A 26,996-nucleotide genomic window follows, 5' to 3' on the forward strand; every position below is an offset into this window, starting at 1 on the left:
TTTCACTCGATTTTCTGTACGAGGAAAATCGAAGGTAGAAAACGAAATGGGCCTCGCGTTAATGGCTGTGAATTTAAGAAAATTCACGGCCATTAACTAAAGAAAAAAAGAATTTACACACAAAAATAGCGAAAGGTGAATTTGAGTTTCCTCAAATTCACCTTTCTCACTATTTGAAGCTAGTTATGTCCCATCCTCTTTATCATACTTAAGTGTATTTTTGTCTTCTTTCAAGCAGACGGGGTAGACCTTTTAGTAAAGTTCTTAGAAAGCTTTAATTCCCCTCATTTTTTAACTTTCTCCATAAAGTTGCTCGATTAATTCCGAGGCGTTCTGCCGTCTTAGATTGATTAAAATTTTCTTCCTTTAACACAAGTTCGATAATTTCTCTTTCAATTTCTTTTAAAGTGCCTTTTAAAGAAATAGGTTTTAAACAATGACTTTGTTGTTTTAATATTCTTTCAACAGTTTCATGTTGTATTATATAGTCTTTTTCGTTTAGTACAATTTGTTTCATGATAGAGTGCAGATCATCTATATTAAATGGATAGTTCGTTTCTTCCAGTAAAGTAAGGGATTTGTTTTTAATTTTAACGGGAGTTGTCCCGTATTCTTCATGAAATTTGGATAAAAAATAGTGGATTAAAGGTACGATATCTTCTTTTCGCTCTTGAAGAGTAGGTAGTTGAATTTTATTACACTTTAACCATTCAAAGGATTCGAATTGATAATTATGTTCACATAATACAAACATATGAATATGTTTTTCTAGACAATTTTGAATGAATGCAGATAAAACTTCAACTTCTTCGATTAATTCACAATGTTTTAATTTAATCGTTCTTACATATTGTATTGGAAGTGTATTTAATTGATTGATATCAAAATATTTAAAATCGATCGTTAATAATAATCCATCTTCATGTTTTTCATGAATATAAGTTGAAATAAAGTCTTTTCCTGTACCTTGCTCTCCGACAAGTAAAATTGGTTCTTTATGTTTGAAAAGTAATTCTACCTGTTTGTACACATGTTGTATTGAACTCGATTCTTTAATGACAGGCTTATGAAGTGAATGGGTTTGAACAGTTAAACCGTGTTGATTGATAAGGTGATTATATTTTTTCAATACAAACAGTTTATATCCAAATTCTGAGACGTAATATCCTTTTATTTCAATTACATCATTATCTACTACTAGTAATTTTGAAGCCCTCGGTTTTGTATCATTCATGTCTGTATTCAATATGTATAAATGATCCTTTAAATCACGAGTAAAATTTAACGTAGAAAAATGTTCATAAATGATATGGTTTTCCTTACTAAGAACAACAATATTTTTATATTTACTTTGAACGATTTGCTCAAATATTTTACTTGGTACATCTGCATAATTTTTGTATTCATTGATCTGTTTGGCCCGTTCGAGTGCTTGTAAAATCGTTTCTTTACTTGATTGGATTAAAAATCCTTTCAGTCCATAGGTTTCGCTAATATGGGTTACAAGCCTATCGCCAATAATTTGTTTAAACCCTTTATTTTTTAATTCTAAAATTAAAGGGGGAATCTCTTCTAAATGTTCCACAGTGTAAATTGAAATAGGGATATCCATTAAACCGATAATCGCCTTTGCGACATGGGTAATGGATTGCATGCCAATAAGGGCAGATTTAGTCGTTAAATTCGATGCTAATGAAAGGGAACGAATTAAATCATATCCTGATATGTGCATATCAATTACTGGTTTTTTTACAGCATTTTTAATTAACTTTGCAGTTGTACCTCTACTTATAAAAATATCGGTCGCACACTCTTCTTTAATAGCGATATTTACCCCATCTTCTAAGCTGCCGACGGATGTGCGAATAATTAATTCTGGAAAGAGGGCGCAACATTCGCTAACGACAGGTACCATTGTGGCATAAGGGGCTATAACATGTACTCGACTCTTCATTTTCTTTACACCACTTTTCTTCAAGTTATAAAAATTGTGTTTTACTTATTTACCAATGTATTCATAAGAAGAAATATGGGTTTTTGTTAAATCGATAATATCGTTGATAAAATCTTCTTCAGATCGACTAAAACTACTTGTAATCCAATCCATTAGTAATCCATAAAAACCATAAGAAGTATATAATTTAAAGTAATCCATATTAACAGGTGTATTATTAATCGTTTTAAAGATAAATTGCTCTTTATATATTTTAGTAATCGTCAACGGAAACTGGGTATGTAGACCAGGTAACGTATTTTCATATTTGACAAGCTCAAAAAAGTTTCGATTTTCATAAATGAAATGGACGATATGAAAAGCCGGTTTCGTTAACTGGGATGTATTTACTCTTTGCCCATAAATATATGGTTGTCCGACAGCTTCTTCTAAACCTTTTAACATTGATTCTAATAATTCTTTTGCTAAATGTTCCTTGTCTTGAAAGTGAACATAAAAAGTACTTCGATTATAGTTCGCGTATTCGACGATATCTTTCACGGTAATCGAATGGTAGCCAATTTCTTTAGTCAAATCGATAAGTGCTTGTTTAAAATGGGTTTTTGTCCTATTTTGGCGTCTAGTTGTTTGGAGATCGTCTTTTGCCATTAGAATCCTCCTTATTTCAACACAAAGCATAAAAGTGTCTATGTAATCAACACATTGAATTATATTAATGATTGTACCATGAAGTGAGAAGAGTACAATGAAATTGTAAACAATATAGAACACTTTACATAGGGATAATTTACCATTAGTCAATGGGGTTTAGGTTCTATTTTGTAAAACTATTTGGGAGGTATATACATGGCTAAATTACAAAATAAAGTAGCGGTTATTACTGGTGGAGCTTCTGGTATTGGAGCGGCTACTGCTCGTCTTTTTGTAAAAGAAGGAGCGAAAGTAGTACTTGTTGATTTAAATGAAGAAAAAGGAAATGCTTTTGAGGCAGAATTAAAAGAACAAAACGCCGAAGCTTTATTTATAAAAGCAAATATTACAAGTGAAGAAGAAGTGGCAAACGTTTTTAAACAAACAATTGAAACTTTCGGAAAAGTAGATGTTGTTTTTAACAACGCAGGTATTGGTCGTGTTCATTCATCCCACGACTTAGAATATTCTGAGTGGAGAAATACAGTAAATGTAGATTTAGACGGGGTGTTCTTAGTTGCCCGTGAAGCAATTCGTGAATTTTTGAAAGCTGATGGTGGGGTAATTGTCAACACTGCTTCTATGTATGGTTGGGTAGGATCTCCAGGTTCAGCGGCATACAATGCAGCAAAAGGTGGAGTGATTAATTTAACTCGTTCATTAGCTTTAGAATATGCTGAACAAAATATTCGTATTAATGCATTATGTCCTGGTTTTATTGATACACCAATTATTCCTGAAGAAAGTAAAGAAGCATTACGCTCTATGACACCGATGAAACGTCTAGGTAAGGATGAAGAAATGGCTAAAGCTGTTTTATTTATGTCTTGTGATGATTCTTCATTTATGACTGGAAATACATTAACAGTTGACGGTGGATATACAGCTCAATAATTTTTTTATACAGAATTTCGTTCACACATTAAGAGACTGGTTTCGTAGTTGATTGCTATGAAATCAGTCTTTTTTTATTGCATAAACGAAGATTATGAAATTATTTCAAATGTTACAAATATTTCATTTTATTTCTATTTTTATATCAATATGTATAATCCTGTAAAACCCTGGAGAGTACTTAGTCCATAAATTTCATTACAAATTTCGAAAAAAATGTAAGGAGGACTAAGTATGAAGTCTAAAATCGCTTTACTAACTTTATTTCTAGTATTTTCGTTTACTACAAATTCTTTTGCTATGGACATAGATAAATCCGCAATGCACACGAATGGTGTCATTGAACAACTCATTATTACAGATGCGTTGGAAAATGTACTGTTTGATGATGTTTTAGAGAAAGACAAAGTGTTTTATAAGGCGGCACAACCAGAAACGTACAAAGTAAAGGAAGGGGACAACCTATTCCGGATTGCTTTGAATCATCAAATTGAATTAGAGGATTTAATGGAATGGAATAATTTAAAAGACTACACAATCCATCCTGGTGATGAACTGATTTTGTATAAGGATAATAGCAAAGAAGGTAAGAAAACAACTGTTGCAGATGCTTCTTCAACAACGACAAAAGTAAAACAAGAAAAAACAACAAAGGAAAAGAAGGCTCAAACAAATACAAAAACATCTAAAAGCACAAAGGTAAGTTCAAGTCCAGAACCATCAACAGGAAAAGAAATGACTGTGACAGCAACAGCTTATACAGCTTATTGTGAAGGATGTTCAGGAACAACCGCAATAGGAATTGATTTAAGAGCAAACCCAAACCAAAAAGTAATCGCAGTGGATCCTAATATTATTCCCCTCGGATCGAGAGTTTGGGTGGAAGGATATGGGGAAGCTATTGCAGGGGATACTGGTGGTGCCATTAAAGGAAATAAAATAGACGTCTTCATTCCTTCCCAAAATCAAGCTTTGGAATGGGGAAGAAAAAAAGTAAAAGTGAAAATTTTGAATTAATCATATGTTACAAATGTGAAGCAACCCTTAAAGATCATTCTTTAAGGGTTTTTTGTCGATTTATAACGGAAAAGTTTCAAAAGTGTCATTAATTAATAAATGAAAAAGGATAGCGTGATAGATAGTCATGATTTATTGATGTAAAGAAACGTTACATATAAGTATTATTTCATTACAAAGTATGATGTAGTTTGCTGTGGAACATTTTTCCTACTATCAACTAAAAAATATGTATTTAATATGAGTGAAAGGTTGTGTTTTTATGAAATCGCATACATAAATGATGATAGATCAATAACGATGAATTTCATTTTTCCTAGTTGTCTATTGTTTTTACTTAAATGTCACATTTTCTAACATCTATGAAAATAATTAATGAAAATTGTATTGACATTAATAAAATATAGGATAAAATAAACGTAATAAAACATGTTACATTTCCTAACATCATAGAATAACTTAAAGTAACGTAGAGTTTTGAAAGAAGGGAGAATGAGTTTATGGAAGCTGTTCAAGTATTAATGGATAACCTGTGGGTAGGGATTGGTGCCATTTTAGTTTTCTTCATGTTAGGTGGATTTATTTTACTCGAAGCAGGCTCGACTAGAATGAAAAATGCAGGTCATATTGCTGGGAAAACAATCTTTACAGCTGGGATTGGAACTTTAGTGTTCTGGGCAGTTGGTTATGGTTTTATTTATGGAGATGGGAATCCCTTTATCGGGTTATCAAATTTCTTCTATGGCGACGCATCTGCTCCAGAAGGTGGTTTAACGACTGCTGTAGATTTTTCTTTCCAAGTCATGTTCGCATTAGTTTCGTTAACAATCGCCTTTGGTGGCTTTGCTGAACGAGCAAAATTATCGGTATATGTTATTTTTGCCATCCTATTTAGTGCTTTCATTTATCCAGTTGTTGCCCATTGGATTTGGGGCGGTGGTTGGTTAGCAGAGCACGGGAAGCAAGATTTTGCTGGCTCAACGGTCGTCCATTTAACGGGGGCAATGGCTGCACTAGCTGCTACGATGATCTTGAAACCACGTATCGGTAAATACAATAAAGATGGTTCGTCGAATGTTCTTGCAGGACATAACCAGGTTTATACTACATTAGGTGTCCTTATTCTTTGGGTTGGTTGGTTTGGTTTCAACGGTGCTAGTACGTTTGGTGTTGCTGATGGTTTCTTTGGCTATGTTATTCTAAATACTCAATTAGCTGCTGGTGCGGGTGCTGTGGCAGCAATGTTTACAGCTTGGGCTAAAACAGGTAAAGCAGATGTTCCAACAACATTAAATGGTGCCCTTGCAGGTTTAGTAGCCATTACGGCTTCTTGTGGATTTGTAGCTCCCTGGGCTGCGGTTGTAATCGGATTGATCGGCGGTATTATGGTCGTATTCAGTATGCAATTATTTGAAAAACTTAAAATCGATGACCCAATTGCTGCGTTATCTGTTCACGGTACTGTGGGGGTTTGGGGCACACTTTCAAATGGTCTATTTGCATTACCAGCACTATCTACTGACATTGATTGGGGTCAAGCAGGATTATTCTACGGTGGTGGCTGGGAACAATTAGGCGTTCAAGCTTTAGGTGTTGTAGCATCTGGTGCTTATGCATTTGTTATCTCATTCATTATTCTTAAAATTATGGATAAAGTGATGGGTGGTCTTCGCGTTTCAGAAGAAGAGGAAATCATGGGCTTAGATATGTCTGAACACGGAAGCTACGGTTATCCTGAACAAATGGCGTTAGAAGAAGCGAAATTAACAACAGCTGCAACGAAGGAAAAATTTTCATGAATAAATAAGTGATATACTTTATACTTAATCAAAAAAGCCTCTGATTTTCAGAGGCTTTTTGTATAAAAGGGAAGTGTAGGAATGGAAACGTATGAGTCAATTAAAAAGTGGAAAGATGCGCATATTTCTTCCTACTTATTAAGTAACGTTTCTCTCAACGAATTTCATGATCAAGTGATGTTGAAAGTGTTACATGTTGCAATGGGCAAAATTGAATGGTCAAAACCTCCATGTGAATTTATTTGGTTTATTACTGGTAGTGGGGGGCGTTTTGAACAAGGGTTGATTAGTGACCAAGATCATGGCATCGTATATGAAATTTCAAATGAAGAAAATGATCAGTATTTCAAAGTATTAGGGGAAGAGCTGTCTTATGGGATGGATTGTGTAGGTTATCCTTATTGTAATGGGAATATTATGAGTTCTAATCCAATTTGGTGTAAGTCACTAGAGCAATGGCGCACTCAAATTATCCATTGGATGGAAAACGAAAGTTGGGAATCTATTCGTTATTTACAAATTTTTTATGATGCTAGAGTTCTATATGGGAATACAAATTATATCCAACAATTAAAGTCCATTATATTAGAATATCAACTTGAACACCCTTCTCTATTAAGTAGATTTGTAGCAAACGTTAAACATATAAAGTCTGTAATTGGTCCGATGGGGCAAATTTTAGTTGAACAACATGGTGTTTATCAAGGTTGTATTAATTTAAAATACGCTGCCTTTTTACCATACGTAAATTCCATCAGACTTTTATCTATAAAAGAAGGGGTTTATAAAACTTCGACGTTAGAACGGATTGAACAACTTAAGAAAAAAGTGAGATATAAAGACTTGCTCCAATATAGCTTTGAAAACTTTTCAACGCTGATCACTTATCGAATGTCTTTATTTCATTCGAAAAATTATGATGATACCCATTACTTAAATATAAAAAAATTAAGTAAAGAACAACGGAAACAGTTGAAACGAATTTTAAAAGATGGCAAAAAGCTACATGATTCGGTAGTAGAGTTAACGTTTTTAAAAAGTTAAAAGCTTAAATTTTGTAATAGAGGGTGTTCCAAATGGCATTTGAACCATTTATGCAATTATTAAGAGGTATTCAAGGAAGACGCGCCCACGGTGGAATTGGTGGCATCCAAAATTCACAACAAATGGCTTATTTAAGACATTTACAAAAAGAGATGAATAAAGAAAATGCGATGAATGTGCCTTTGAACCAATTACCAGTCGTCGTTTTTGATATGGAGACTACCGGTTTTTCACCGGAAAAAGGTGATAGTATTTTATCGATTGGTGCAATTAAAATGCAGGGTTCGCGCATATTAGAAGGTCAAGAGTTTTATTCGCTTATCCACTTCGATCAAAAGATTCCAGAGGAAATTGTTCAATTAACGGGGATTACTAATGATGATGTAATATCGGCACCGCCATTAGCCGATGTATTCATTCGATTTTTTCAGTTCATAGAAGGTTCAACCCTTGTTGCCCATCATGCGAATCATGAAAGGAGTTTTATGCAATATACTAGTTCCAAATTGTTTAAAACCCCTTTTAAACACCGTATAGTGGATACATCCTTTCTTTATAAAATAATAGAACCAAATTTTCATCACGTATCACTAGAACAACTATGTGTTCATCATCAAATTCCTGTTATAAATCGACATAACGCTTTAGGAGATGCGAAAATGACAGCCAAACTGTGGAGTCTCTATGTTGAAAAGGTATTGGAAATTGGATGTGAAACATTAAATGACGTATATAATCATTTTGCCAAAATGTCATAAAATGAAAGCTCTAAATATTCATTTAGGGGCTTTTTTTATTTCTATAATTATAGTATCTTTCATTGAATTTAGTTTTTAAACAAAGATCTAGTCATAAGAATTTTTACATTCTTTTACTGGATCTTTGTGTGCATGCACCTTTTTTGATTTCATTTATTACATAAGCTATAGTTAAGTTGTGATTGATAGAAAGCTGATTAAACTACTAGGAATTTTAATTGACTTCTTTTACTTATTATTATAAACTAAGTTACGAAAAGTAACTTAACTTTGTATGCAGTCAAGATTAACTATAGATAGGTGAGATGAATGATGAAAAATCTTTCAAATACAAAAGAAATACTTATAAATAAAATGAATTTAGTACCATTTAATGATAAAGAGAATTTATGTATTGTAGGTCCAGTGCAATTGCCAATTAAACAGGGTGATTTTGAGACTACGTTTCAATGGTATACATGGTTAACTGTTAATAAAGAATTCGAAACGAAAGAAAAGGTATTGGAATATATTGTGGATGCAGATTTGGCATCAAAACAACAATCCTCCGTTTTAGTTTACGGAGACTTCTTCAATGGAGATGATGCGATTATTCGAATGCACAGTATTTGCCATACAGGTGATATTTTTGGAAGCCAACGTTGTGATTGTGGATACCAGCTCCATGAATCGATGAAAATGGTTGAAGAACATGGATGTGGAGCAATCTTCTATTTAGCAAACCATGAAGGACGTGGAATCGGTTTATTTTCTAAATCATTAGCCTATATATTACAAGAGGAAGGCTACGATACTGTAGAAGCGAATCATGCGTTAGGTTTTGAAGATGACTCCCGTAGTTATGAGGAAGCGATTCGAGTATTGGAAAGTTTAAGAGAAAAACCAGTAACGTTAATTACAAACAATCCAAAAAAACTTGCAGCTTTGCAATCCCATGGCCTCCTTGCCCATAAACATATTCCGTTATGGGGTGGATTAACTGAAACGAATCGTCATTATTTGGAAACAAAAATTAAAAAATCAGGTCATATTGCAGAAAAGCAATTAACGGTTTAAGGAGTATTTCCAATATGAAAACAGATTATGAGTATATGCAATTAGCTTTAGATTTAGCTGCTTCAGCAAAAGGGAACACAAATCCAAACCCAGTTGTAGGAGCAGTTCTCGTAAAAGATGGAGTAATTGTAGGGACAGGTCTTCACCGTAAAGCAGGAGAGCCCCATGCAGAAGTGCATGCCTTTCGGATGGCTGGTGAACATGCAAAGGACGCTACATTATATGTAACGTTAGAACCTTGTTCCCATTACGGAAAAACGCCACCTTGTGCAAAGTTAGTAAAAGAGTCGGAAGTAAGCCGTGTTGTTGTTGCGACAACGGATCCGAATCCAAATGTTGCTGGACGTGGTATTAACATGTTAAGAGAAGCAGGCATTGAAGTAGAAGTAGGTTTACTGGAAAAAGAGGCAAGAAAGTTAAACGAACGTTTCATTCATAATATGTTAACAAGTAAACCTTTTGTTATTTCCAAATTTGCGATGACTTTAGATGGAAAGATTGCCACACGTAATGGCCAATCGAAATGGATTACAAGTGAGGAAGCGCGACTTCAAGTTCACGAATTGCGTCATGAGGTTGATGCGATTTTAGTTGGGATTGGCACAGTATTAGCAGATAATCCATCATTAACAACTAGACTTCCCCATCGCAACGGGAAAAATCCGATTCGAATTATTTTAGATAGTGAACTGAAAACGCCTCTAAATGCAAACGTAACGGATACAAGTGAAGCACCTACCATTATTGTTTGTAGTACGAATGTAGATGAGGCGAAAAAAAGTCAGTTCCTAGAAAAAGGTGTAAAAATTCTTTCTATCGAAAAGAATACTGATGGACTAAAGCTAGATGACATGCTGGATGAACTATACAAACTTGGGATTACTGATGTTCTAGTAGAAGGTGGGGCTGAAGTAAATGCCTCATTCCTAAGAGCAGGTTTCATTAACAAGTTTCTCGTTTACATTGCTCCGAAAATACTTGGTGGAAGAAATTCTAAAACACCATTTACTGGTTTAGATGTGGATACGATGGACGCGGCTTTACAGCTTGAATTCGATTCATTTGAAATGGTTGGACCGGATATATGTATTACAGCATATCCTAAGCTTGGTGAAACGAAATGAAATTGAAAAGGGATGTATGTATTGTTGGCGCTGGACCTGGAGGAGCTTTACTTGCATATTTATTGGCCAAACAAAATATATCTGTCATTCTTTTAGAACGTTTTAAAGAAATAGCAAAGGAATTTCGCGGGGAACATTTAAATGAAGAAGGCGAAGAAATACTAAAAAAGTACGGTTTATTTGAGAAAGTGGAAGAACTTGGGATGCTCCGAATGGAAAGATTGGAATATTGGGAAGATGGCAAACTGTTTAAAACGGTATTGCCTGATCCGACTATTGGACATTTAGGTATCCATGTTCCACAATCTAACCTTCTAACGGTGCTTATCAATGAAGCGAAAACATTTGAGCAATTTTCATTAATGACTAGTACAACAGTAATCGATTTAATAAAAGATGAAGAAGGCGCCATTAAAGGAGTAAAAGCAAATCAGAATGGCAAAGAGATTTTAATCGAAAGTAACCTCGTAATTGGGGCAGATGGACGTTATTCAATCGTTCGCAAAAAGGCGGGCATTGATGTTACAGTTCGAAAGCATGGTTATGATTTATTATGGGCAAAAATTCCAGCACCTACCAATTGGGAGCCTACTATTAAAATGGCTTTAATCGATGGAATGCAGCTTTCTCTTTTTACCCAGACAAATGGTTTTATCCAAATCGGCTGGAACATCCAACAAGGTTCGTTTCCAATGCTAAGAAAACAACCCTTTACTCCATTTATCGAAAAATTAATCAAAGCATTCCCCCAATTAGAAAGGACTGTTCGGAGTCATATTCAATCGTGGAGCGATTTTGTATTACTTGATGTGTATAGTAATTATGCAGAACAGTGGGGAAAAAAGGGTGTTGCGTTAATTGGAGATGCGGTCCATACGATGACACCAACAGGGGCCTTTGGATTAAATAGTGCTATGAAAGATGCGGATACGTTAGCATCGATACTAACCGAGGAAACGATGTCTGAATTAGAATTAATCCAATGTTCAAAACAACGAAAAAAAGAAGTAGCGAGACTTCAAGAAATTCAAATTGAAAAAGAACAAACATTTGCGAAGCAATTTGTTATTTATTCATAAGGAAAGTAGGAGCTTTTGTGAGATTTGGTTTTGATATAGATGATACACTGATTAATTTAAGGGAACATGCCTTTCATATTTATAATAGAAAATTAAATGTAAATGTTGGATTGGAAGTGTTCCGTGAATTAAAAACTGTAGAAATACACGAAGCCTTTGGTTTAGATAAAGAAACAGGCAGCCAAATGTGGGGGAGTCTTTTAGAAGAAATCTATTTTACCGATTGCCCTGCTTTTGAAGGTGCCATTGAATTATTAAATCAACTTGAACAAGAAGGGCATGAAATATTTTATATTACTTCTCGTCCGAAAGAATTTTGTTCCAGAACAAGACAGTGGGTCAAAGCAAAGGGATTCCCTGTACATGATGAAAATTTCTTCTGCGGCATGCAAGATCAAGAGAAAATTGACATTATAAAAGAATTGAACCTGGATTATTATTTTGATGATAAGCCAGCTGTACTTGACACATTAAAGGATATTTCCACTAAAGTATTTGTAAAGGATCAATCTTACAATCAACATGTTAATATTCCAAGAGTTACAACATGGAAGGGATTTTCTTATTAAGCAAATAAAAAGTCGAGCTATTCGTCTATATGCGAATAGCTCGTTTTAAATAAAAAGAAGCGATTTTATAAAATGTTATGTAAGCTGTGGTAGAAGATGGGCACTTTCTAAACGTTTACGAACTAGTACCCCAAGCCAAGCTGCCATCAATGCTTTTATAATCCCTACAATGATAAATGGAGCTGCTCCTCCCATAAATGCTGCAGTCCAAGATAAATCACCGACAAATTTTAACCAAGAAGTACCGAAAGCTAACGTTATAACCATCCCAATAATATTCGAAATAATTGCATGAAGATAGGATGTTCTAAATTTGTCCATATATATTCCCATGATATAGGCTTGAACTAAGAAACCAATAATATAGCCTCCTGTAGGACCTACTAAAACGCCAAATCCACCGGAAAAACCTGAAAAAACAGGTAAACCGATTGCACCAAGTAAAATATATAATAATACGGATAGAGTGCCATATTTAGTACCTAGTATGGTCACAATCAGACCGACGGCTAGAGTTTGTCCTGTAATTGGAATAAGAGGCAGTGGAATTGTGATTTGAGCTAATACGGCAATAATTGCTGCACCAAATGCGGTGATAACGTAAGAATAGGTTTTTGATTTCAAATGGATACCCCCTTTTTTGTGTTAACTTATTTTTAATTTTAGTTTACACAAAGAGATTAGTATACTATGCGATAAATGTCAACATAGTTCGTTTAAAAAAACTGAAAATAATAAACCTTAAGTTTGTGTAGACTTTCGTATGAGTTGAGAATATCACAATTCAGACTTATGTATGAGGAAATAACCATTACTTTTATGGTATATTATAAATTATGTGATTAATTAATCATTTTTTACTTTATAAAAATCTTCTTTAGCGTTTTTGTTTGTTATAATCCGCCTAAAGGATGCAAGTTTAAAATGTTAACTGATTACTTAAACGAAAAAGATATACTATCAATATATCTTGCAAATATACATGATAGGTGGAAAAAAAGATGGATTACAGAGTATTACTTTATTATTATTACACAACGATTGAAGATCCAGCAGCATTTGCCGCTGAGCATTTAGCCGCTTGTAAAGAATTAAATTTAAAAGGTCGTATTTTAGTAGCAAATGAAGGAATTAACGGTACTGTTTCAGGTACTGTTGAAGATACGAATGCGTATATGGAAATGATGCAAAATTCTCCTTTATTTAAAGATATCGTCTTTAAAATTGATGAAGCAGAAGGTCATGTATTCAAAAAAATGCATGTACGCCCTCGTCCAGAGCTTGTAAATTTAAGCTTAGAAGACGATATAAACCCAAAAGAAATTACTGGTCGCTATCTTTCACCTGCTGAATTTATGCAAGAAATGCAACGGGAAGATACGGTTGTGTTAGATGTGCGTAACACTTATGAATACGATGTCGGTCATTTCCGTGGGGCGATTCGTCCTGAAGTCGAAACATTCCGGGACACTCCAGCATGGGTACGGGCAAATAAAGAATTATTCGAAGGAAAACGGGTATTAACTTATTGTACAGGCGGTATCCGTTGTGAAAAATTCTCCGGCTGGTTAAAACGAGAAGGAATCGGGGAAGATGTTGGTCAATTACATGGTGGTGTTGCAACATATAGTAAAGACCCTGTTGCAAAAGGCCAACTTTGGGACGGACAAATGTACGTTTTCGATGAACGTTTAACAGTTCCAATTAACCAAGTTGAACACAACATCGTTGGTAAAGACCATTTTGACGGAACACCATGTGAACGTTACATTAACTGTTCAAATCCAGAATGTAATAAACAAATTTTATGTTCAGAAGAAAATGAATTAAAACATTTAGGTGGTTGTACACTAGAATGTTCGAAACATGAACGTAATCGTTTTATTGAAAAACATGGATTGTCTGAAGAATTCGTTCAACAACAATTAAAATGGCTTGAAGAAATGTATGCATAATAATGAATTGGGAGAAGGAATAAATCATCCTTCTCCTTTTTTATTGCACTAAATAGGATAGAACTGTAAGAATATGATAATATTTTAATGAATTGATTTTATTGATGGAGGTGAGAGTATGACGAAGGGTAGAATTATTTTACATGTTGATATGAATAGTTTTTATGCATCGGTAGAACAGTCCCATCGACCAGAATTGAAGGGGAAAGCGATAGCTATTGCAGGAAATCCAAAAGAACGTCGTGGAATAATTGTCACAAGCTCTTATGAAGCGCGGGCAAAGGGTATTTATACAACGATGAATGTTGGGGAAGCCATGAGAAAATGTCCTGAGTTGATACTCTTACCGCCTGATTTTCCAAAATATCGAAATGCATCGAAGGCAATGTTTACCATTTTACGAAGTTATACATCACTAGTAGAACCGGTATCGATTGATGAAGGATATATAGATATAACTGAAATTTCTTCTGAACGGCATCCTTTGGAAATCGCTCAAGAAATACAAATGAGAATTTATAATGAACTGGATTTACCTTGTTCCATTGGTGTTGCCCCGAATAAATTTTTAGCAAAGACGGCATCGGATATGAAAAAACCGATGGGAATCACGATACTTAGAAAAAGAGATGTCCCTTCCAAACTATGGCCTCTGCCAGTCATTGAAATGCATGGTGTGGGGGAAAGTACGGCGAAAAAACTGGAATCGTTGAAAATATATACGATTGGTGACTTAGCCCATGTTGAAGAATATATGATTCGACAAGCTCTTGGTAAAAATGGAGTACGTTTAAGGGCACGTGCGAATGGGGAAGATGGTCGAAAGGTAGACCCAAATTCAATATATGAGACGAAGAGTGTAGGGAATTCCACAACTTTACCGATAGATGAAACGGATATTCAAGCTTTGGAAAAAACCTTTGAGATTATATGTGGAAAAGTGGCGGAACGTTTGGATGCGAAAAAATTATGTGGATCTACTTTAAGTATACAAATACGGGATGCAGATTGGCATAATCATTCAAAAAGTAAAACCTTCCAAAATCCAATCTATAATAAAAACGTGATTTATGAAGAAGCAATCAAATTATTTCATCAATTATGGGATGGTACACCAATTCGACTTCTTGGAGTGACCGTTTCCAATGTGTTTGATCGAAAACAATCGGTGGAACAGCTATCTATTTTTAATTTTGAACAATACGCAAAACAAGAACCGATTTATGAATTAATTGATAATATTGAACGGAAATTCGGTAAAGGAGCCATTCAAAAAGGGATGGAAGTGGGTAAACAAACCTACGCCTCCAAAACGAGTTTTAGTAAAGATTTTTTGGAAGATTTAAAGGATATCGACTCCATCGAGTAAAATGTCCCTGTAAATAAATAGGAAAAATGGAGGCTAGAAATGGAACTGCAATTTTTAGGAACTGGGGCAGGAATGCCTTCTAAGGAAAGAAATACAAGTTCCCTGGCATTAAAACTTTTAGAGGAGCGTGGAACAATCTGGCTTTTTGATTGCGGTGAGGCGACACAGCATCAAATTTTACATACAACAATTCGCCCTAGAAAAGTTGAAAAAATTTTTATTACCCATTTACACGGTGACCATATATTTGGGTTACCTGGGTTTTTAAGTTCGCGATCCTTTTTAGGTGGTGAAGATACATTAACGATTTACGGTCCTAAAGGTTTAAAGGAATGGATTAATAGTAGCTTTGAAGTTTCAAAAACCCACTTAACCTATCCGATTGAATTTGTTGAGGTAGAAGAAGGAGTCATATTTGAGGACGATCAATTCATAGTAACTGCAAAATTGTTGGAGCATGTTATACCTTGCTATGGTTTTCGTATTGAGCAAAAACCGTTGTTAGGAGAATTGTTAATGGAAAAAGCAAACCGATTAGGAGTTCCAAAAGGTCCTTTGTTAGGGAAACTAAAAAATGGTGAAGATGTAACATTAAATGATGGAACAACAGTTTTCAGTAAAGATGTAACGGCGCCTCCGAAAAAAGGTTTTATTGTTACCATTTTAGGCGATACAAAGTATTGTGAAAACGCAAAAATACTTAGTCATGAGGCGGATATTATTGTGCATGAAGCAACCTTTGATCATACAACGGGACATTTAGCAGCAAGTTATGGCCACTCGACTAATGTGGAAGCTGCAAAAATTGCCCGAGAATCAAAGGGGAAAAATTTAATTTTGAATCATATAAGTGCTCGATTTTTACCCTATGATTTACAAAAAATATTAAGTGAAGCAAAAGAGATCTTTCCTAATGTATCTATAGCAAACGATTTTACCTTATACCAATGGAGAAACAATCAATTAACGTTGGAGTAAATCAGGAGACTAATCCTACTAAAATAAGAAAAAAGTAGAATAATCGAGATGATTTATGTATCATAGAGCGAGGAGGGGATGTTATGAATCAAACTAAAATTAATCCTGCTGTATTACGTTTACTTGTCATATTTCCAAACGTATTAAGCTACATGTTACTTTTAGGGGTCATTATTTACATCATTACAAATTTCGCAGCATTAAAAGCAGCAAATGGGTTAACATTTTGGCTCATTCTCGTTATAATCCTTGGCCCTATAGCGATTTATACAACGTATTCCATTGTTAAAAGAATAAAAGCAGGAGTTTTATAAAAAACGCGTACGCAAATTTCAACAATTGCGAACGCGTTTTTTCTCGAAATACATAAAGAATTGTAATAATATGATGAAGGAAATAGGAAAAATGGCACCTTTCGACAAATAGAAAATAGTAAAAAACAACATTTCCTAGGAAATATTACGATTAAAACAGGAATTTTTTAATAAATATTTACTATATACATTGGTAAAACTACTAAACGTTGATCTATTCAAAATGGAAAAAAGGTAGAATTAAGATTATGTTATATTTCAAATGAGGTAATGAAGCTTTTCAAGAATTGGTGTGTAACATATTTTCAATAACGATCAAATAGAAGAATTAATCGCCTTTTGCTAATTCTCTAGAGCGGGCTTCTGCGCTTTTTATGCAGGCAAAAATTGCGTCATGAAAGTGAAAATTTTCGAGGGCGCGAATGCCTGCTTCCGTAGTCCCTCCTGGACTAGTAACTTTTTTCCGAAGTGTGTTTGGTTCTTCTTTTACAGATTGTAGCATTGCAGCTGAACCAGCAATAGTTTGTACCATGAGTTTACGAACTACTTCCTTTGATAATCCAAACTCAGTCCCCACATTTTCCCATGCCTCTAATAAATAATAAAGGTAGGCTGGACCGCTGCCGGAAAGCGCTGTAACTGCATGTAATTTATCTTCTTCTACTTCAATCACAATACCAACGGCTTCTAACAATTGTAAGTATATCGTTTTTTGCACTTCGGACACTTCCTTATTAAAGGCAATGCCACTGGCAGACATTCCGATTGTAGCAGAAGTATTTGGCATAACCCGAGCAATAGGACGACTTCCCAAGCCATCTTCGATTGTTTGAATAGATATGCCAGCTAATACTGAAAGAATGGCAGTAGTTGGAGCAATGAATGGTTGGAATTGTTCAATAACCGAATAGACATCCTTTGGTTTAGTGGCAAGTATAATTAAATCCATTTCTTTAATTTTCTCAGTATTTGTCAAAATTTGAACGCCATATTTTTTTTCTAATTCTTCCAAACGTTCATAATTTGAACGATTGGTGATATACAAAGAATCATTTGTTACAACGTTTTGCGTTATCCAACCGTGAATAAGGGCTTCTGACATCGAACCTGCACCGATAAATAGTATTTTTTGCATAAGTATCCCTCCATTTAATGATATTTATGTGAAAATAATGCTATTATTCAAAATACGAGTTGAAAACCATTAATTTGTTCTTCTAGTGAAGCGTGAAGCTCATCGAAAATAAAAAAACGTTTTCGCCCTTAAAATGAAGGACGAAAACGCTTGAATGCTTTTCCGCGGTACCACCTTAGTTTGTCTATAGACTAGACACAGCTTGAATCCCCATTATCGCAGAGGCTACGGTCATGTTTGCATGACTGCTCCGAAGTAGGTTCGATGAACATAGTGGGTTATGCTACTTGCACCGAATGTAGCACTCTCTTAAACCATAAATTCATCTACTTGTCTTCATCATCACATTTGATAATTTTAAATTATGAAAATTATAGGCACACTTTTAAAATATGTCAACTTACTTACGTGACGAAAAAGAAAAAAAGAGATAAAATGGGTGAATAGTGATTCATTATAGGGAGAAAATAATTTTGCTTGTAATGAGGTTAGAGGGGGATTTCCATGAACATACATAAGATTGTTATTCCAACACCATATCCAGAAGGCGATGTGAATGCTTTTTTAGTGAAGGGCGATGCATTAACCCTTTTTGATGCCGGACCAAAGACGAAAGAAGCATATGAAGCATTAAAATCGGGAATCCATGAAGCAGGGTATGAAATGAATGAAGTAGAACAAGTCGTGTTAACCCATCATCATCCTGATCATTGCGGGTGGGTTGATGCATTCCCAGAAGCAGAAATTATAGCTCATGAATATGTAGACCATTGGTTGAGAAAAACGGATGAATTTTTATCCTATCGCAGTGATTTCTATAGAGAGCAATTACAATTGCAAGGGGTTCCTGAAAGTTATATTGATAACATAGTTCGTAATAAAGGGGAGATGGAGTTATTCGGTTCAAGGCCGTTAACCCAATTGATTAATGATGGTGATGAGGTGCCAGGTCATCCGAATTTAAAAGCTTACTATACCCCGGGCCATGCTCAAAGTCATTTAATTTTTGTTGAGGAAAAAACAAAAGAAGTAATAGGCGGAGATTTATTATTAGAAAAAATCACTCCAAATCCATTAGTGGAACCTCCAATTGATTTATCCAATATTCGACCAAAATCATTAATTCAACAGCAACAATCATTAAAATTATTACGTGAATTAAATGTAGAGAAAGTATTTTCTGGTCATGGCCATGATATTGTAAAGGTAAACGAATTAATTGATATTCGTTTAGAAAAAGATCAAATGCGTATGGAACAGCTATTACAATTAATGGATGGCCAACAAGCCGTAATTGAACTAACGATGTGCTTATATCCAACGGTTTATCAAAAACAAATGGGATTAACGTTATCAAAAACATTAGGCTATTTAGATTGTTTAGTTCGCGATGGATTAGTTCAAGTGGAATTAGTAAATGGTGTGCATTTTTATTCCCTTAAAACAAAGTAAATAAATCCCCCAAACAAAGGAAATCTTTCTCCTAATTTGGGGGATTTTTTTAATTTGCGTTTGCTAACGCTTCCAAAGACATAGCAGGACCAAAGAATTCAAAATGAATTTGTTCCCCAGGAACTCCTAAGTCTCGAGCAATGGAAATAACTGTTTCCATAAACGGTGCAGGACCACAAATATAAATTTCTGTATCTTTATTAATAAACGGTGCTAAATCTTCTTTTTTAACGTATCCAGTTTCTTCTGAATATAGGACACGATAAGAACCATTTAATTCTTCAACTTTTTTCTCAATTTTTTCTTTAAATGCAACCGATTGTTCGTTACGGGCACATTGTACAAAGGATACTTGTCGTCCGAGTTCCATCGTTTGTAGCATTGTATTTAATGGTGTTACACCAATACCACCACTCACAAATAACACTGGGTTGCCGCTTTCTTCTAAAGTAAATAAGCCAGCAGGAGCACTTACTTCAATTGTATCGCCTACGTTCACTTGCTTATGCAGATAATTCGAAACAACACCTTTTGGATCACATTCATCTTCTACTTTCACAGAAATACGGAATTCATTATTGTTAGAAGGCTGTGAAAGGGTATAATGACGATTTGATGTATATTCATCACCAGGAACTTTTACACGAACTGTAATATATTGACCTGGTTGAAACTCAGGCAGTTGTTCACCATCAACAGGTTCTAGATAAAATGAAGTAACAATGTCGTTTTCTGGCACTTTTTTTGCTACTATGAAGGTTTTAAATAAACGCCAACCTCCATCTTTTTCAGCTGCTTTATATAAATCTTCTTCTACGGAAATAAATACATCTGCAATTACACCATAGGCTTCTGCCCATGCATTAATAATGGCATCAGTTGCTGCATCACCTAATACTTCTTTAATAGCGGCCAATAAGTTTTCACCAACGATAGGGTAATGTTCAGGTAGAATTCCTAATCCACGGTGTTTGTGGGCAATTTGCATAACGGCAGGGACAATGGCTTGTAAATTATCAATATGGGCAGCCGCTGCATAAACAGTGTTTGCCAATGCTGTTTGTTGTCGTCCTCTTACTTGGTTTGCATGGTTAAAATAATTTAATAATTCAGGATGTTTTTCAAAAAGGTTTTTGTAAAAAGTTTTTGTAATGGTCACGCCATGTTGTTCTAATACTGGAACGGTTGATTTAATAATGTCAATTGTTTGTTGTGATAACATATTCTTCACGTCCTTTCAACGTCATCATACGCCTCGCCATATTTAAAAGCAATATATCAAATATATGTTTAACAAATTAGACACATATGATGTATATAGAATACATCTTTAATTTAGGCAAAATTTTCATTGTATATAAATTTATAATGGTATAATACAGAAAGAGAAAGAGTGGTGTATAAACAGTGCGCTTAACTTTATATACAGATTATTCTTTAAGAGTTTTATTATATCTAGGTATAAAAGGGAAGGATCGTTTATCAACAATACAAGAAATAGCGGACAATTATCATATTTCGAAGAATCATTTAATGAAAGTAACTTATGATTTAGGACAATTAGGATTGATCGAAACGATACGCGGCCGTGGAGGCGGTATTCGATTACATATTGATCCAAAGGACATTAATATTGGACAAGTAGTACGTCATACAGAAGAAGACTTCCATCTCGTTGAATGTTTTGATGAGGAGAATAATATGTGTAAAATTTCACCAGCATGTCAATTGAAATTCGCTTTAAGAGAAGCTCTTAATGCTTACCTGGAAGTATTAGATAAATATACGTTAGCGGATTTTCTCCTATCGAAAGACGAAATGTATAGACTACTTGGAATCGATCAGTCTTAAAAGGGTATAGATGATGCATCTATACTCTTTTTAAATTTTCCTTCAATATACATTAAAGATAGTATGAGTTGATAGAAAGGAATTATACAAATTAATGAATAATAAAACGGTTTTTATTACTGGGGCAACAAGTGGAATTGGCCGACTTATTACAGAAAAATGTATAAAAAATGGATTTACAGTTTATGCAACCGGTCGGAATGAATCTTCCTTACAAACATTATTGGAACTTGGTGCAACTGTATTTCAAGCAGATATGACGAATCGACAAGATATTGAAAAAGTATGTAGTCAATTACCTTCTATCGATATTGCGATTATAAATGCGGGGGTAGGTATATTTGACAACGTGTTTGATTTATCTGATGAACAGATCGATGACATGATTGATGTAAATGTAAAAGCTCCGATATATTTGACGAAAAGGCTTGCAAAACAAATGGTTCATCGTAAATCTGGGCACTTCATTTTTATTGGATCACAGGCAGGAAAAGTGGCGACTAAAAAAGCGAGTGTTTATGCTGCATCTAAACATGCTATTACAGGGCTTGCTAATGGCATAAGACTGGAACTTTCCCCATTTAATATACAAGTAACAGCTATTTTTCCTGGACCAATTGATACTCCCTTTTTACAAAAAGCTGATTCCACTAATAGTTATCGAAACTCTATTGAAAAGTATTTACTTAAGCCGGAGAAAGTAGCGATAGAAGTAATGAAAACGATAAATCGACCGGTTCGGGAAGTGAATTTGCCGCGTATTATGGCGTTAACGAGTAAACTTTATGCATTAGCTCCCACAATAGTGGAAAGATTGGGTAGTGGTTTTTTTAATAAAAAATAAGCTTAAATATAGAAAATGAGACGCCGAATGACTAGGCGTCTTTTTATTTCTATAAAAATATAGAAATTTATAAAAATACACTTGTATTTATTTTTATTCCGTGGTACCATTCGTGTATAAACTTTTATCTCAATGTATAAAAATACACAAATGAACTATCGGAGGCGCTAATTTATGGCAAATAAAAAAGTGGTTTTAGCTTATTCAGGTGGACTTGACACTTCTGTGGCAATTCCTTGGTTAAAGGAACAAGGTTGGGATGTCATCGCCGTTTGCTTAGATGTTGGGGAAGGAAAGGACCTTGAATTTATAAAAAACAAAGCACTTCAAGTAGGTGCTATTGAATCATATATGGTCGATGCTAAGGATGAATTCGCAGAAGAATACGCCCTTATTTCATTACAAGCCCATACATGGTATGAACAAAAATATCCATTATTATCTGCGCTATCCCGTCCGCTTATTTCAAAAAAATTGGTTGAGATTGCTAATAGTACAGGAGCAGATGCTGTTGCTCATGGATGTACAGGGAAAGGAAATGACCAAGTACGATTTGAAGTTTCAATTAAAGCGTTAAATCCTAATCTTGAAGTTTTAGCTCCTGTCCGTGAATGGGGATGGAGCCGTGACGAGGAGATTGAATATGCACAAAAGCATGGGGTACCTGTACCAGCAACTATTGATTCACCATTTTCAATAGATCAAAACCTGTGGGGACGTGCTAATGAAGCTGGAGTTATGGAAGACCCTTGGGTAGCTCCACCGGAAGAAGCATATGGTTTAACGGTTTCAATTGAAAACGCACCGGATACACCAGAATACGTTGAAATTGAATTCGTAGAAGGAAAACCGGTTGCATTAAATGGTAAGGAAATGAAGTTAGCTGATTTAATACAGACGTTAAATAAAATTGCTGGAGCCCACGGTGTTGGTCGAATTGACCATGTGGAAAATCGACTTGTCGGCATAAAATCCCGTGAAGTTTATGAAATTCCAGGTGCGAAAGTGTTGCTAACTGCCCATAAGGAATTAGAAGATATAACCCTTGTAAAAGAAATGGCCCATTTTAAACCGGTCATCGAGAAAAAACTATCAGAAATCATTTATGACGGTTTATGGTTTAACCCAGTCCGTCCTGCTTTAGAAGCATTTTTAAAAGAAACTCAAAAATTTGTAAACGGTACTGTCCGTGTAAAATTATTTAAAGGTCACGCTATTGTAGAAGGACGTAAATCTCCAAATTCACTTTATAGTGAAAAACTTGCGACATACTCAAAAGCAGATCAGTTTAATCATGCTTCTGCTGTTGGATTCATTGAACTTTGGGGACTTCCCACAGTAGTAGCTGCTGAAGTAAATAAAGAAAAAGAAGCTGTATTGAAACAGTAATTTTGTAAATTCGTAAGCGTTCGTCAAACGGCTCTTACAAAGTAGGTGAAATGATGACGAAATTATGGGGTGGACGTTTCCAAAAGTCCGCAGAAAGTTGGGTTGACGAATTTGGAGCTTCCATAGGCTTTGACCAACAGTTAGTTATGGAGGATATCGAAGGTAGTATTGCGCACGTAACAATGTTAGGTGATCAGGGAATTTTAGACTCTAAAGATGTAGAGCAAATTCTAGGTGGCTTAGCAGAGTTAAAATCAAAGGCAGAGGCTGGAGAACTCGAGTTTACGGTTGCAAACGAAGATATTCATTTAAATTTAGAGAAAATGTTAACGGACTTAATTGGGCCTGTTGGAGGTAAACTGCATACAGGGCGCAGTCGAAATGATCAAGTTGCGACAGATGTCCACTTGTTTTTGAAAAAAAGAGTAATAGAAGTTGTGGAGCTTATTGAATTTTTCCAAAAAACAATCGTCGAAAAAGCTGAAGAACATGTGGAAACAATAGCTCCGGGTTATACTCATTTACAACGGGCTCAACCTATAAGCTTTGCCCATCACTTAATGGCATATTTTTGGATGCTTGAGCGGGACAAAGAACGATTTACTGAATCGATGAAACGAATCGACATACTACCTTTAGGGGCAGGGGCGATGGCAGGAACTACTTTCCCAATTGACCGTGAAAAATCCGCTCAATTATTAGGCTTTAGTAATGTCTATGCCAATTCTATGGATGCGGTTAGCGATCGAGATTTTATAGTAGAGTTTTTAGCAAATGCCTCCTTATTAATGACCCACTTATCTCGTTTTGCTGAGGAGATTATTATATGGTCAACTGATGAATTTAAATTTATTGAATTAGATGATGCCTTTTCAACAGGTTCATCCATCATGCCTCAGAAGAAAAATCCTGATATGGCAGAACTTATACGAGGCAAGACAGGTCGTGTATATGGTAACCTAATCGGACTATTAACGGTGTTGAAGGGCACACCATTAACTTATAACAAAGATATGCAAGAAGATAAGGAAGGAATGTTTGACACAGTTCATACAATCCTTGGTGCATTGAAAATTTTCGAAGGTATGGTTCGCACAATGACTGTAAATACAGAAAGGCTTAATGCGGCAGTGCATAGTGATTTCTCCAATGCAACTGAATTGGCAGACTACTTGGCTACGAAGGGCATGCCATTCCGTGAAGCTCATGAAGTTACAGGAAAACTTGTCTTTACATGTATTCAAAAGGGAATATTTTTATTAGATTTACCTTTGGAAGAGATGAAATTAGAAAGCGATTTAATTGAAGAAGATGTTTATATCGTACTGAAGCCACACGCGGCAGTAAGTCGTCGTAACTCCCTTGGAGGTACTGGCTTTGACCAAGTTCGATTGCAACTTGAAAAGGCAAAAGCATGTTTAAATCATTTTTTCATGCAATCCTAATTTAAGGATTTAGCATATAGGTCTATTTATTAATGTTGTACAGAGATGCACAATAAATAGCCGACTTTTATCAAAGAAGCCAGAGGGCAACTTGATAGAAGGAAACTTTATAAGGAACGACTACTTTTATAAAGTAGGAGTGAACATATAAAGTTACATAAACCGTCTCGGAGTCGCGAGACGGTTTTTTTGATCTTTTATAAGGACTTATTTCATAATTTGTAATTTTGTATTCGGTATTATTAAAGATTATGTTGAAAGTACAGGTATATAGCGCTGTTTTTATAAAAGAGGAAGGTCTATCTCTATCTTTTACAGAATACTATTTTCATTTTACCTTAATGAAAATAAGAGGAGGGGATAGAAATTGAGCTTTTTCACTAGTAAAATTTTAAAAAGCGTGATCGGTTTTATTTCAATGGTAGCATTAATAGTGAGTTCTTTTGTTATTTTTCAATCGAACAATGAGCGAATTAGAGCTGCATCTAATTCAGAAGAACTTCAACAAGCTTTTAAAAAAGCTGCAGAAGAATTTGATGTTCCATTAGAAATTTTAATGGCAGTATCCTATCATCAATCCCGTTGGAATGAACATGAAGGTCATAGTGAAGTCGGCGGCTACGGTGTTATGAATTTAATCGATTTGGATTTGAATATTGATGCAAAAGGAAAAAATGAGGCAAATTTACAATCTACAGCCGATCTCTCAAAGGACTCTTTAGGTATGGCAGCACAGTTGCTTGGTATTGATGAAAAAAAATTAAAAACGAATACCGAACAAAATATAAGGGGCGGAGCTGCTCTTTTGGCACAATATGCAACAGAAACAGTAGGGAAAATACCAGTTGAGATTGGTGATTGGTATGGTGTCGTTATGTTATTTAGTGGATCAAATATTAAAAGTGTAGCAGAAGAATTTGCTGAAGGCGTTTTTACTACGATAGAAACGGGAGTCGAAAGAACAACTGTGAACGGACAAAAGGTAACTTTAAAAGGAATGGAAATTGAACCGAATAAACATACAGCTAAAAATATTAACTTAAGAAATCCAGAATCTTCAGGGGCAGATTGTCCCAATGGATTGGAATGTACGTTTATTCCTGCTACTTATGAACAATATTCAAGTAGTTCAAGGGATTACGGGAATTATGATTTGGCCGAAAGACCTGACGATGGGTTAGATATTCGTTACATTATTATTCATGATATCGAAGGTAGCAGTGAATCGGCAATTAATCATTTCCAAGCCCAATCATATGTAAGTGCCCACTACGTACTTGATTCGGATGATGGAACGATTACCCAAATGGTTCGACCGAAAGATGTGGCTTGGCATGCAGGAAACTGGTATTTTAATGCCCATTCCATTGGGTTTGAGCATGAAGGTTTTGCTGTTGAAGGCGCGGATTGGTATAGTGAACAAATGTACCGATCATCTGCTAAATTAGTAAAATATTTAGCAGAGACATATAATATCCCCCTTGATAGACAACATATTATTGGTCATGATGAAGTGCCAGGATTGACACCGGCAAGACAAGCGGCGATGCACTGGGATCCAGGAGCTTATTGGGATTGGTCCCATTTCTTTAATCTGTTAGGAGAACCAATTAATCCTTCAGATGGTGATCACAACAGCAATATGATAACGATTCGACCTAATTATCATACGAATAAGCCTATTTTTACTTACGGCTCTACTATTCTTGAACCGAAATCTTCTAGTTTGATCCCCCTTTATACGCTGCCTAGTTTTGAATCCCCCCTTGTAAAAGATCCTCTTTTAAGTAATGGGGGAACGAATCGGATTAATGATTGGGGAAATAAAGCGGCAATTGGTCAAACTTATTATAAGTTAGCTCAACAAAATGATTGGACTGCGATTTACTATGGAGGACAAGTCGCATGGTTTTATAATCCCCATGAAAAAAATTCGATACCGGGTAATGGAATTTTAATAACGCCTAAAGAAGGTAAAGAAAGTATCCCAGTATATGGAGCAGCATATCCAGAAGCTGCAGCATACGAAGGGACAGGGATTGGAGAAGGTTCAAGAGGAGTTACAACACCACTTTATCAATTACCAGCAGGAGATATGTACGTTGCAAGTGGTCCAATTGCATCTTCCTATTACTATGCGAAAGATTATAATGATCCAACATCTTATAAAGTAGTGATTGGAGAGGATAAATACTATCAAATTTACTTTAATCACCGTTTAGGTTTTGTAAAAAAAGAAGACGTTCAAATTGTTAATCTTCAGTAAATAGGAACAGCCAC

The 26,996-nt window shown here is 35.1% G+C and carries 24 protein-coding genes and 1 other annotated feature; of the genes, 19 read left to right on the plus strand and 5 right to left on the minus strand.

What is annotated here, in order from left to right:
* Positions 1-274 precede the first annotated feature (274 nt).
* Positions 275-1,954, minus strand: a complete 1,680-nt coding sequence (locus tag EC501_RS12900; RefSeq protein WP_122972716.1) for a sigma-54-dependent transcriptional regulator — start codon at positions 1,952-1,954, stop codon at positions 275-277.
* Positions 1,955-1,999: 45 nt separating this feature from the next.
* Positions 2,000-2,602 carry a TetR/AcrR family transcriptional regulator gene (locus EC501_RS12905; RefSeq protein WP_122972717.1) on the minus strand — a complete coding sequence of 201 codons (603 nt, stop codon included), beginning with the start codon at positions 2,600-2,602 and terminating at the stop codon, positions 2,000-2,002.
* A 198-nt stretch (positions 2,603-2,800) separates the two neighbouring features.
* On the opposite strand from EC501_RS12905, the gene EC501_RS12910 reads away from it, so the two are divergent.
* From EC501_RS12910 to EC501_RS12950, 9 genes are all read left to right on the plus strand, one after another.
* On the plus strand, positions 2,801-3,538 hold the full coding sequence (locus EC501_RS12910; protein WP_122972718.1) for an SDR family NAD(P)-dependent oxidoreductase: 738 nt from the start codon (positions 2,801-2,803) through the stop codon (positions 3,536-3,538).
* Positions 3,539-3,772: 234 nt separating this feature from the next.
* Positions 3,773-4,555: a 3D domain-containing protein gene (locus tag EC501_RS12915; RefSeq protein WP_122972719.1), complete on the plus strand. Its 783-nt coding sequence runs from the start codon at positions 3,773-3,775 to the stop codon at positions 4,553-4,555.
* 500 nt (positions 4,556-5,055) lie between these two features.
* Positions 5,056-6,354 (plus strand): ammonium transporter, encoded by a 1,299-nt coding sequence (locus tag EC501_RS12920; RefSeq protein WP_122972720.1) that lies wholly within the window; start codon positions 5,056-5,058, stop codon positions 6,352-6,354.
* Positions 6,355-6,435: 81 nt separating this feature from the next.
* The gene (locus EC501_RS12925; protein ID WP_122972721.1) at positions 6,436-7,398 is read left to right on the plus strand and encodes a DUF294 nucleotidyltransferase-like domain-containing protein; all 963 of its coding nucleotides are present in this window, start codon (positions 6,436-6,438) and stop codon (positions 7,396-7,398) included.
* 32 nt (positions 7,399-7,430) lie between these two features.
* Positions 7,431-8,156 carry an exonuclease domain-containing protein gene (locus EC501_RS12930; protein ID WP_122972722.1) on the plus strand — a complete coding sequence of 242 codons (726 nt, stop codon included), beginning with the start codon at positions 7,431-7,433 and terminating at the stop codon, positions 8,154-8,156.
* A gap of 312 nt (positions 8,157-8,468) precedes the next feature.
* Positions 8,469-9,212 carry a GTP cyclohydrolase II gene (locus EC501_RS12935; protein WP_122972723.1) on the plus strand — a complete coding sequence of 248 codons (744 nt, stop codon included), beginning with the start codon at positions 8,469-8,471 and terminating at the stop codon, positions 9,210-9,212.
* 14 nt (positions 9,213-9,226) lie between these two features.
* Entirely contained in the window at positions 9,227-10,336 is a 1,110-nt protein-coding gene (ribD, locus tag EC501_RS12940) for a bifunctional diaminohydroxyphosphoribosylaminopyrimidine deaminase/5-amino-6-(5-phosphoribosylamino)uracil reductase RibD (RefSeq protein ID WP_122972724.1), read from the plus strand.
* Complete coding sequence (locus EC501_RS12945) at positions 10,333-11,415, plus strand: FAD-dependent monooxygenase (RefSeq protein ID WP_122972725.1); 1,083 nt, start codon at positions 10,333-10,335, stop codon at positions 11,413-11,415. Before ribD ends, EC501_RS12945 begins: the two co-directional genes overlap by 4 nt.
* A gap of 17 nt (positions 11,416-11,432) precedes the next feature.
* Positions 11,433-11,984: a 5' nucleotidase, NT5C type gene (locus EC501_RS12950; RefSeq protein ID WP_122972726.1), complete on the plus strand. Its 552-nt coding sequence runs from the start codon at positions 11,433-11,435 to the stop codon at positions 11,982-11,984.
* A 75-nt stretch (positions 11,985-12,059) separates the two neighbouring features.
* Here the strand turns inward: EC501_RS12950 and EC501_RS12955 are convergent, their stop codons facing one another.
* Entirely contained in the window at positions 12,060-12,608 is a 549-nt protein-coding gene (locus EC501_RS12955; RefSeq protein ID WP_122972727.1) for a biotin transporter BioY, read from the minus strand.
* A 377-nt stretch (positions 12,609-12,985) separates the two neighbouring features.
* On the opposite strand from EC501_RS12955, the gene trhO reads away from it, so the two are divergent.
* From trhO to EC501_RS12975, 4 genes are all read left to right on the plus strand, one after another.
* The gene (gene trhO / locus EC501_RS12960; protein ID WP_122972728.1) at positions 12,986-13,939 is read left to right on the plus strand and encodes an oxygen-dependent tRNA uridine(34) hydroxylase TrhO; all 954 of its coding nucleotides are present in this window, start codon (positions 12,986-12,988) and stop codon (positions 13,937-13,939) included.
* A gap of 118 nt (positions 13,940-14,057) precedes the next feature.
* On the plus strand, positions 14,058-15,308 hold the full coding sequence (locus EC501_RS12965) for a DNA polymerase IV (protein WP_122972729.1): 1,251 nt from the start codon (positions 14,058-14,060) through the stop codon (positions 15,306-15,308).
* 39 nt (positions 15,309-15,347) lie between these two features.
* Positions 15,348-16,286, plus strand: coding sequence for a ribonuclease Z (rnz, locus tag EC501_RS12970; protein ID WP_122972730.1), 939 nt, complete (start codon positions 15,348-15,350; stop codon positions 16,284-16,286).
* Positions 16,287-16,369: 83 nt separating this feature from the next.
* Positions 16,370-16,600: an acyl-phosphate glycerol 3-phosphate acyltransferase gene (locus tag EC501_RS12975; RefSeq protein ID WP_122972731.1), complete on the plus strand. Its 231-nt coding sequence runs from the start codon at positions 16,370-16,372 to the stop codon at positions 16,598-16,600.
* Positions 16,601-16,928: 328 nt separating this feature from the next.
* Here the strand turns inward: EC501_RS12975 and proC are convergent, their stop codons facing one another.
* The gene (gene proC / locus EC501_RS12980) at positions 16,929-17,735 is read right to left on the minus strand and encodes a pyrroline-5-carboxylate reductase (RefSeq protein ID WP_122972732.1); all 807 of its coding nucleotides are present in this window, start codon (positions 17,733-17,735) and stop codon (positions 16,929-16,931) included.
* Between the two features lie 133 nt (positions 17,736-17,868).
* Positions 17,869-18,087 (minus strand) — a binding site (T-box leader).
* A 152-nt stretch (positions 18,088-18,239) separates the two neighbouring features.
* On the opposite strand from proC, the gene EC501_RS12985 reads away from it, so the two are divergent.
* Complete coding sequence (locus EC501_RS12985; protein WP_122972733.1) at positions 18,240-19,187, plus strand: MBL fold metallo-hydrolase; 948 nt, start codon at positions 18,240-18,242, stop codon at positions 19,185-19,187.
* Positions 19,188-19,236: 49 nt separating this feature from the next.
* Here EC501_RS12985 and hmpA read toward each other — a convergent pair whose 3' ends face one another.
* Entirely contained in the window at positions 19,237-20,409 is a 1,173-nt protein-coding gene (gene hmpA, locus EC501_RS12990) for an NO-inducible flavohemoprotein (protein WP_122972734.1), read from the minus strand.
* 185 nt (positions 20,410-20,594) lie between these two features.
* On the opposite strand from hmpA, the gene EC501_RS12995 reads away from it, so the two are divergent.
* The 5 genes from EC501_RS12995 (at position 20,595) to EC501_RS13015 (ending at position 26,982) form a co-directional block, all read left to right on the plus strand.
* A complete protein-coding gene (locus EC501_RS12995) occupies positions 20,595-21,038 on the plus strand; it encodes an RrF2 family transcriptional regulator (RefSeq protein WP_122972735.1) in 444 nt (147 codons plus the stop codon).
* Positions 21,039-21,132: 94 nt separating this feature from the next.
* The gene (locus EC501_RS13000) at positions 21,133-21,882 is read left to right on the plus strand and encodes an SDR family NAD(P)-dependent oxidoreductase (RefSeq protein WP_122972736.1); all 750 of its coding nucleotides are present in this window, start codon (positions 21,133-21,135) and stop codon (positions 21,880-21,882) included.
* A gap of 174 nt (positions 21,883-22,056) precedes the next feature.
* The gene (locus EC501_RS13005) at positions 22,057-23,271 is read left to right on the plus strand and encodes an argininosuccinate synthase (protein ID WP_122972737.1); all 1,215 of its coding nucleotides are present in this window, start codon (positions 22,057-22,059) and stop codon (positions 23,269-23,271) included.
* Between the two features lie 53 nt (positions 23,272-23,324).
* Positions 23,325-24,716: an argininosuccinate lyase gene (argH, locus tag EC501_RS13010; RefSeq protein ID WP_122972738.1), complete on the plus strand. Its 1,392-nt coding sequence runs from the start codon at positions 23,325-23,327 to the stop codon at positions 24,714-24,716.
* Positions 24,717-25,083: 367 nt separating this feature from the next.
* On the plus strand, positions 25,084-26,982 hold the full coding sequence (locus EC501_RS13015; RefSeq protein ID WP_122972739.1) for an N-acetylmuramoyl-L-alanine amidase: 1,899 nt from the start codon (positions 25,084-25,086) through the stop codon (positions 26,980-26,982).
* Positions 26,983-26,996 lie beyond the last annotated feature (14 nt).

Origin of the sequence: Lysinibacillus halotolerans (genome assembly GCF_003711845.1) — a bacterium.
GTDB lineage: Bacteria > Bacillota > Bacilli > Bacillales_A > Planococcaceae > Ureibacillus > Ureibacillus halotolerans.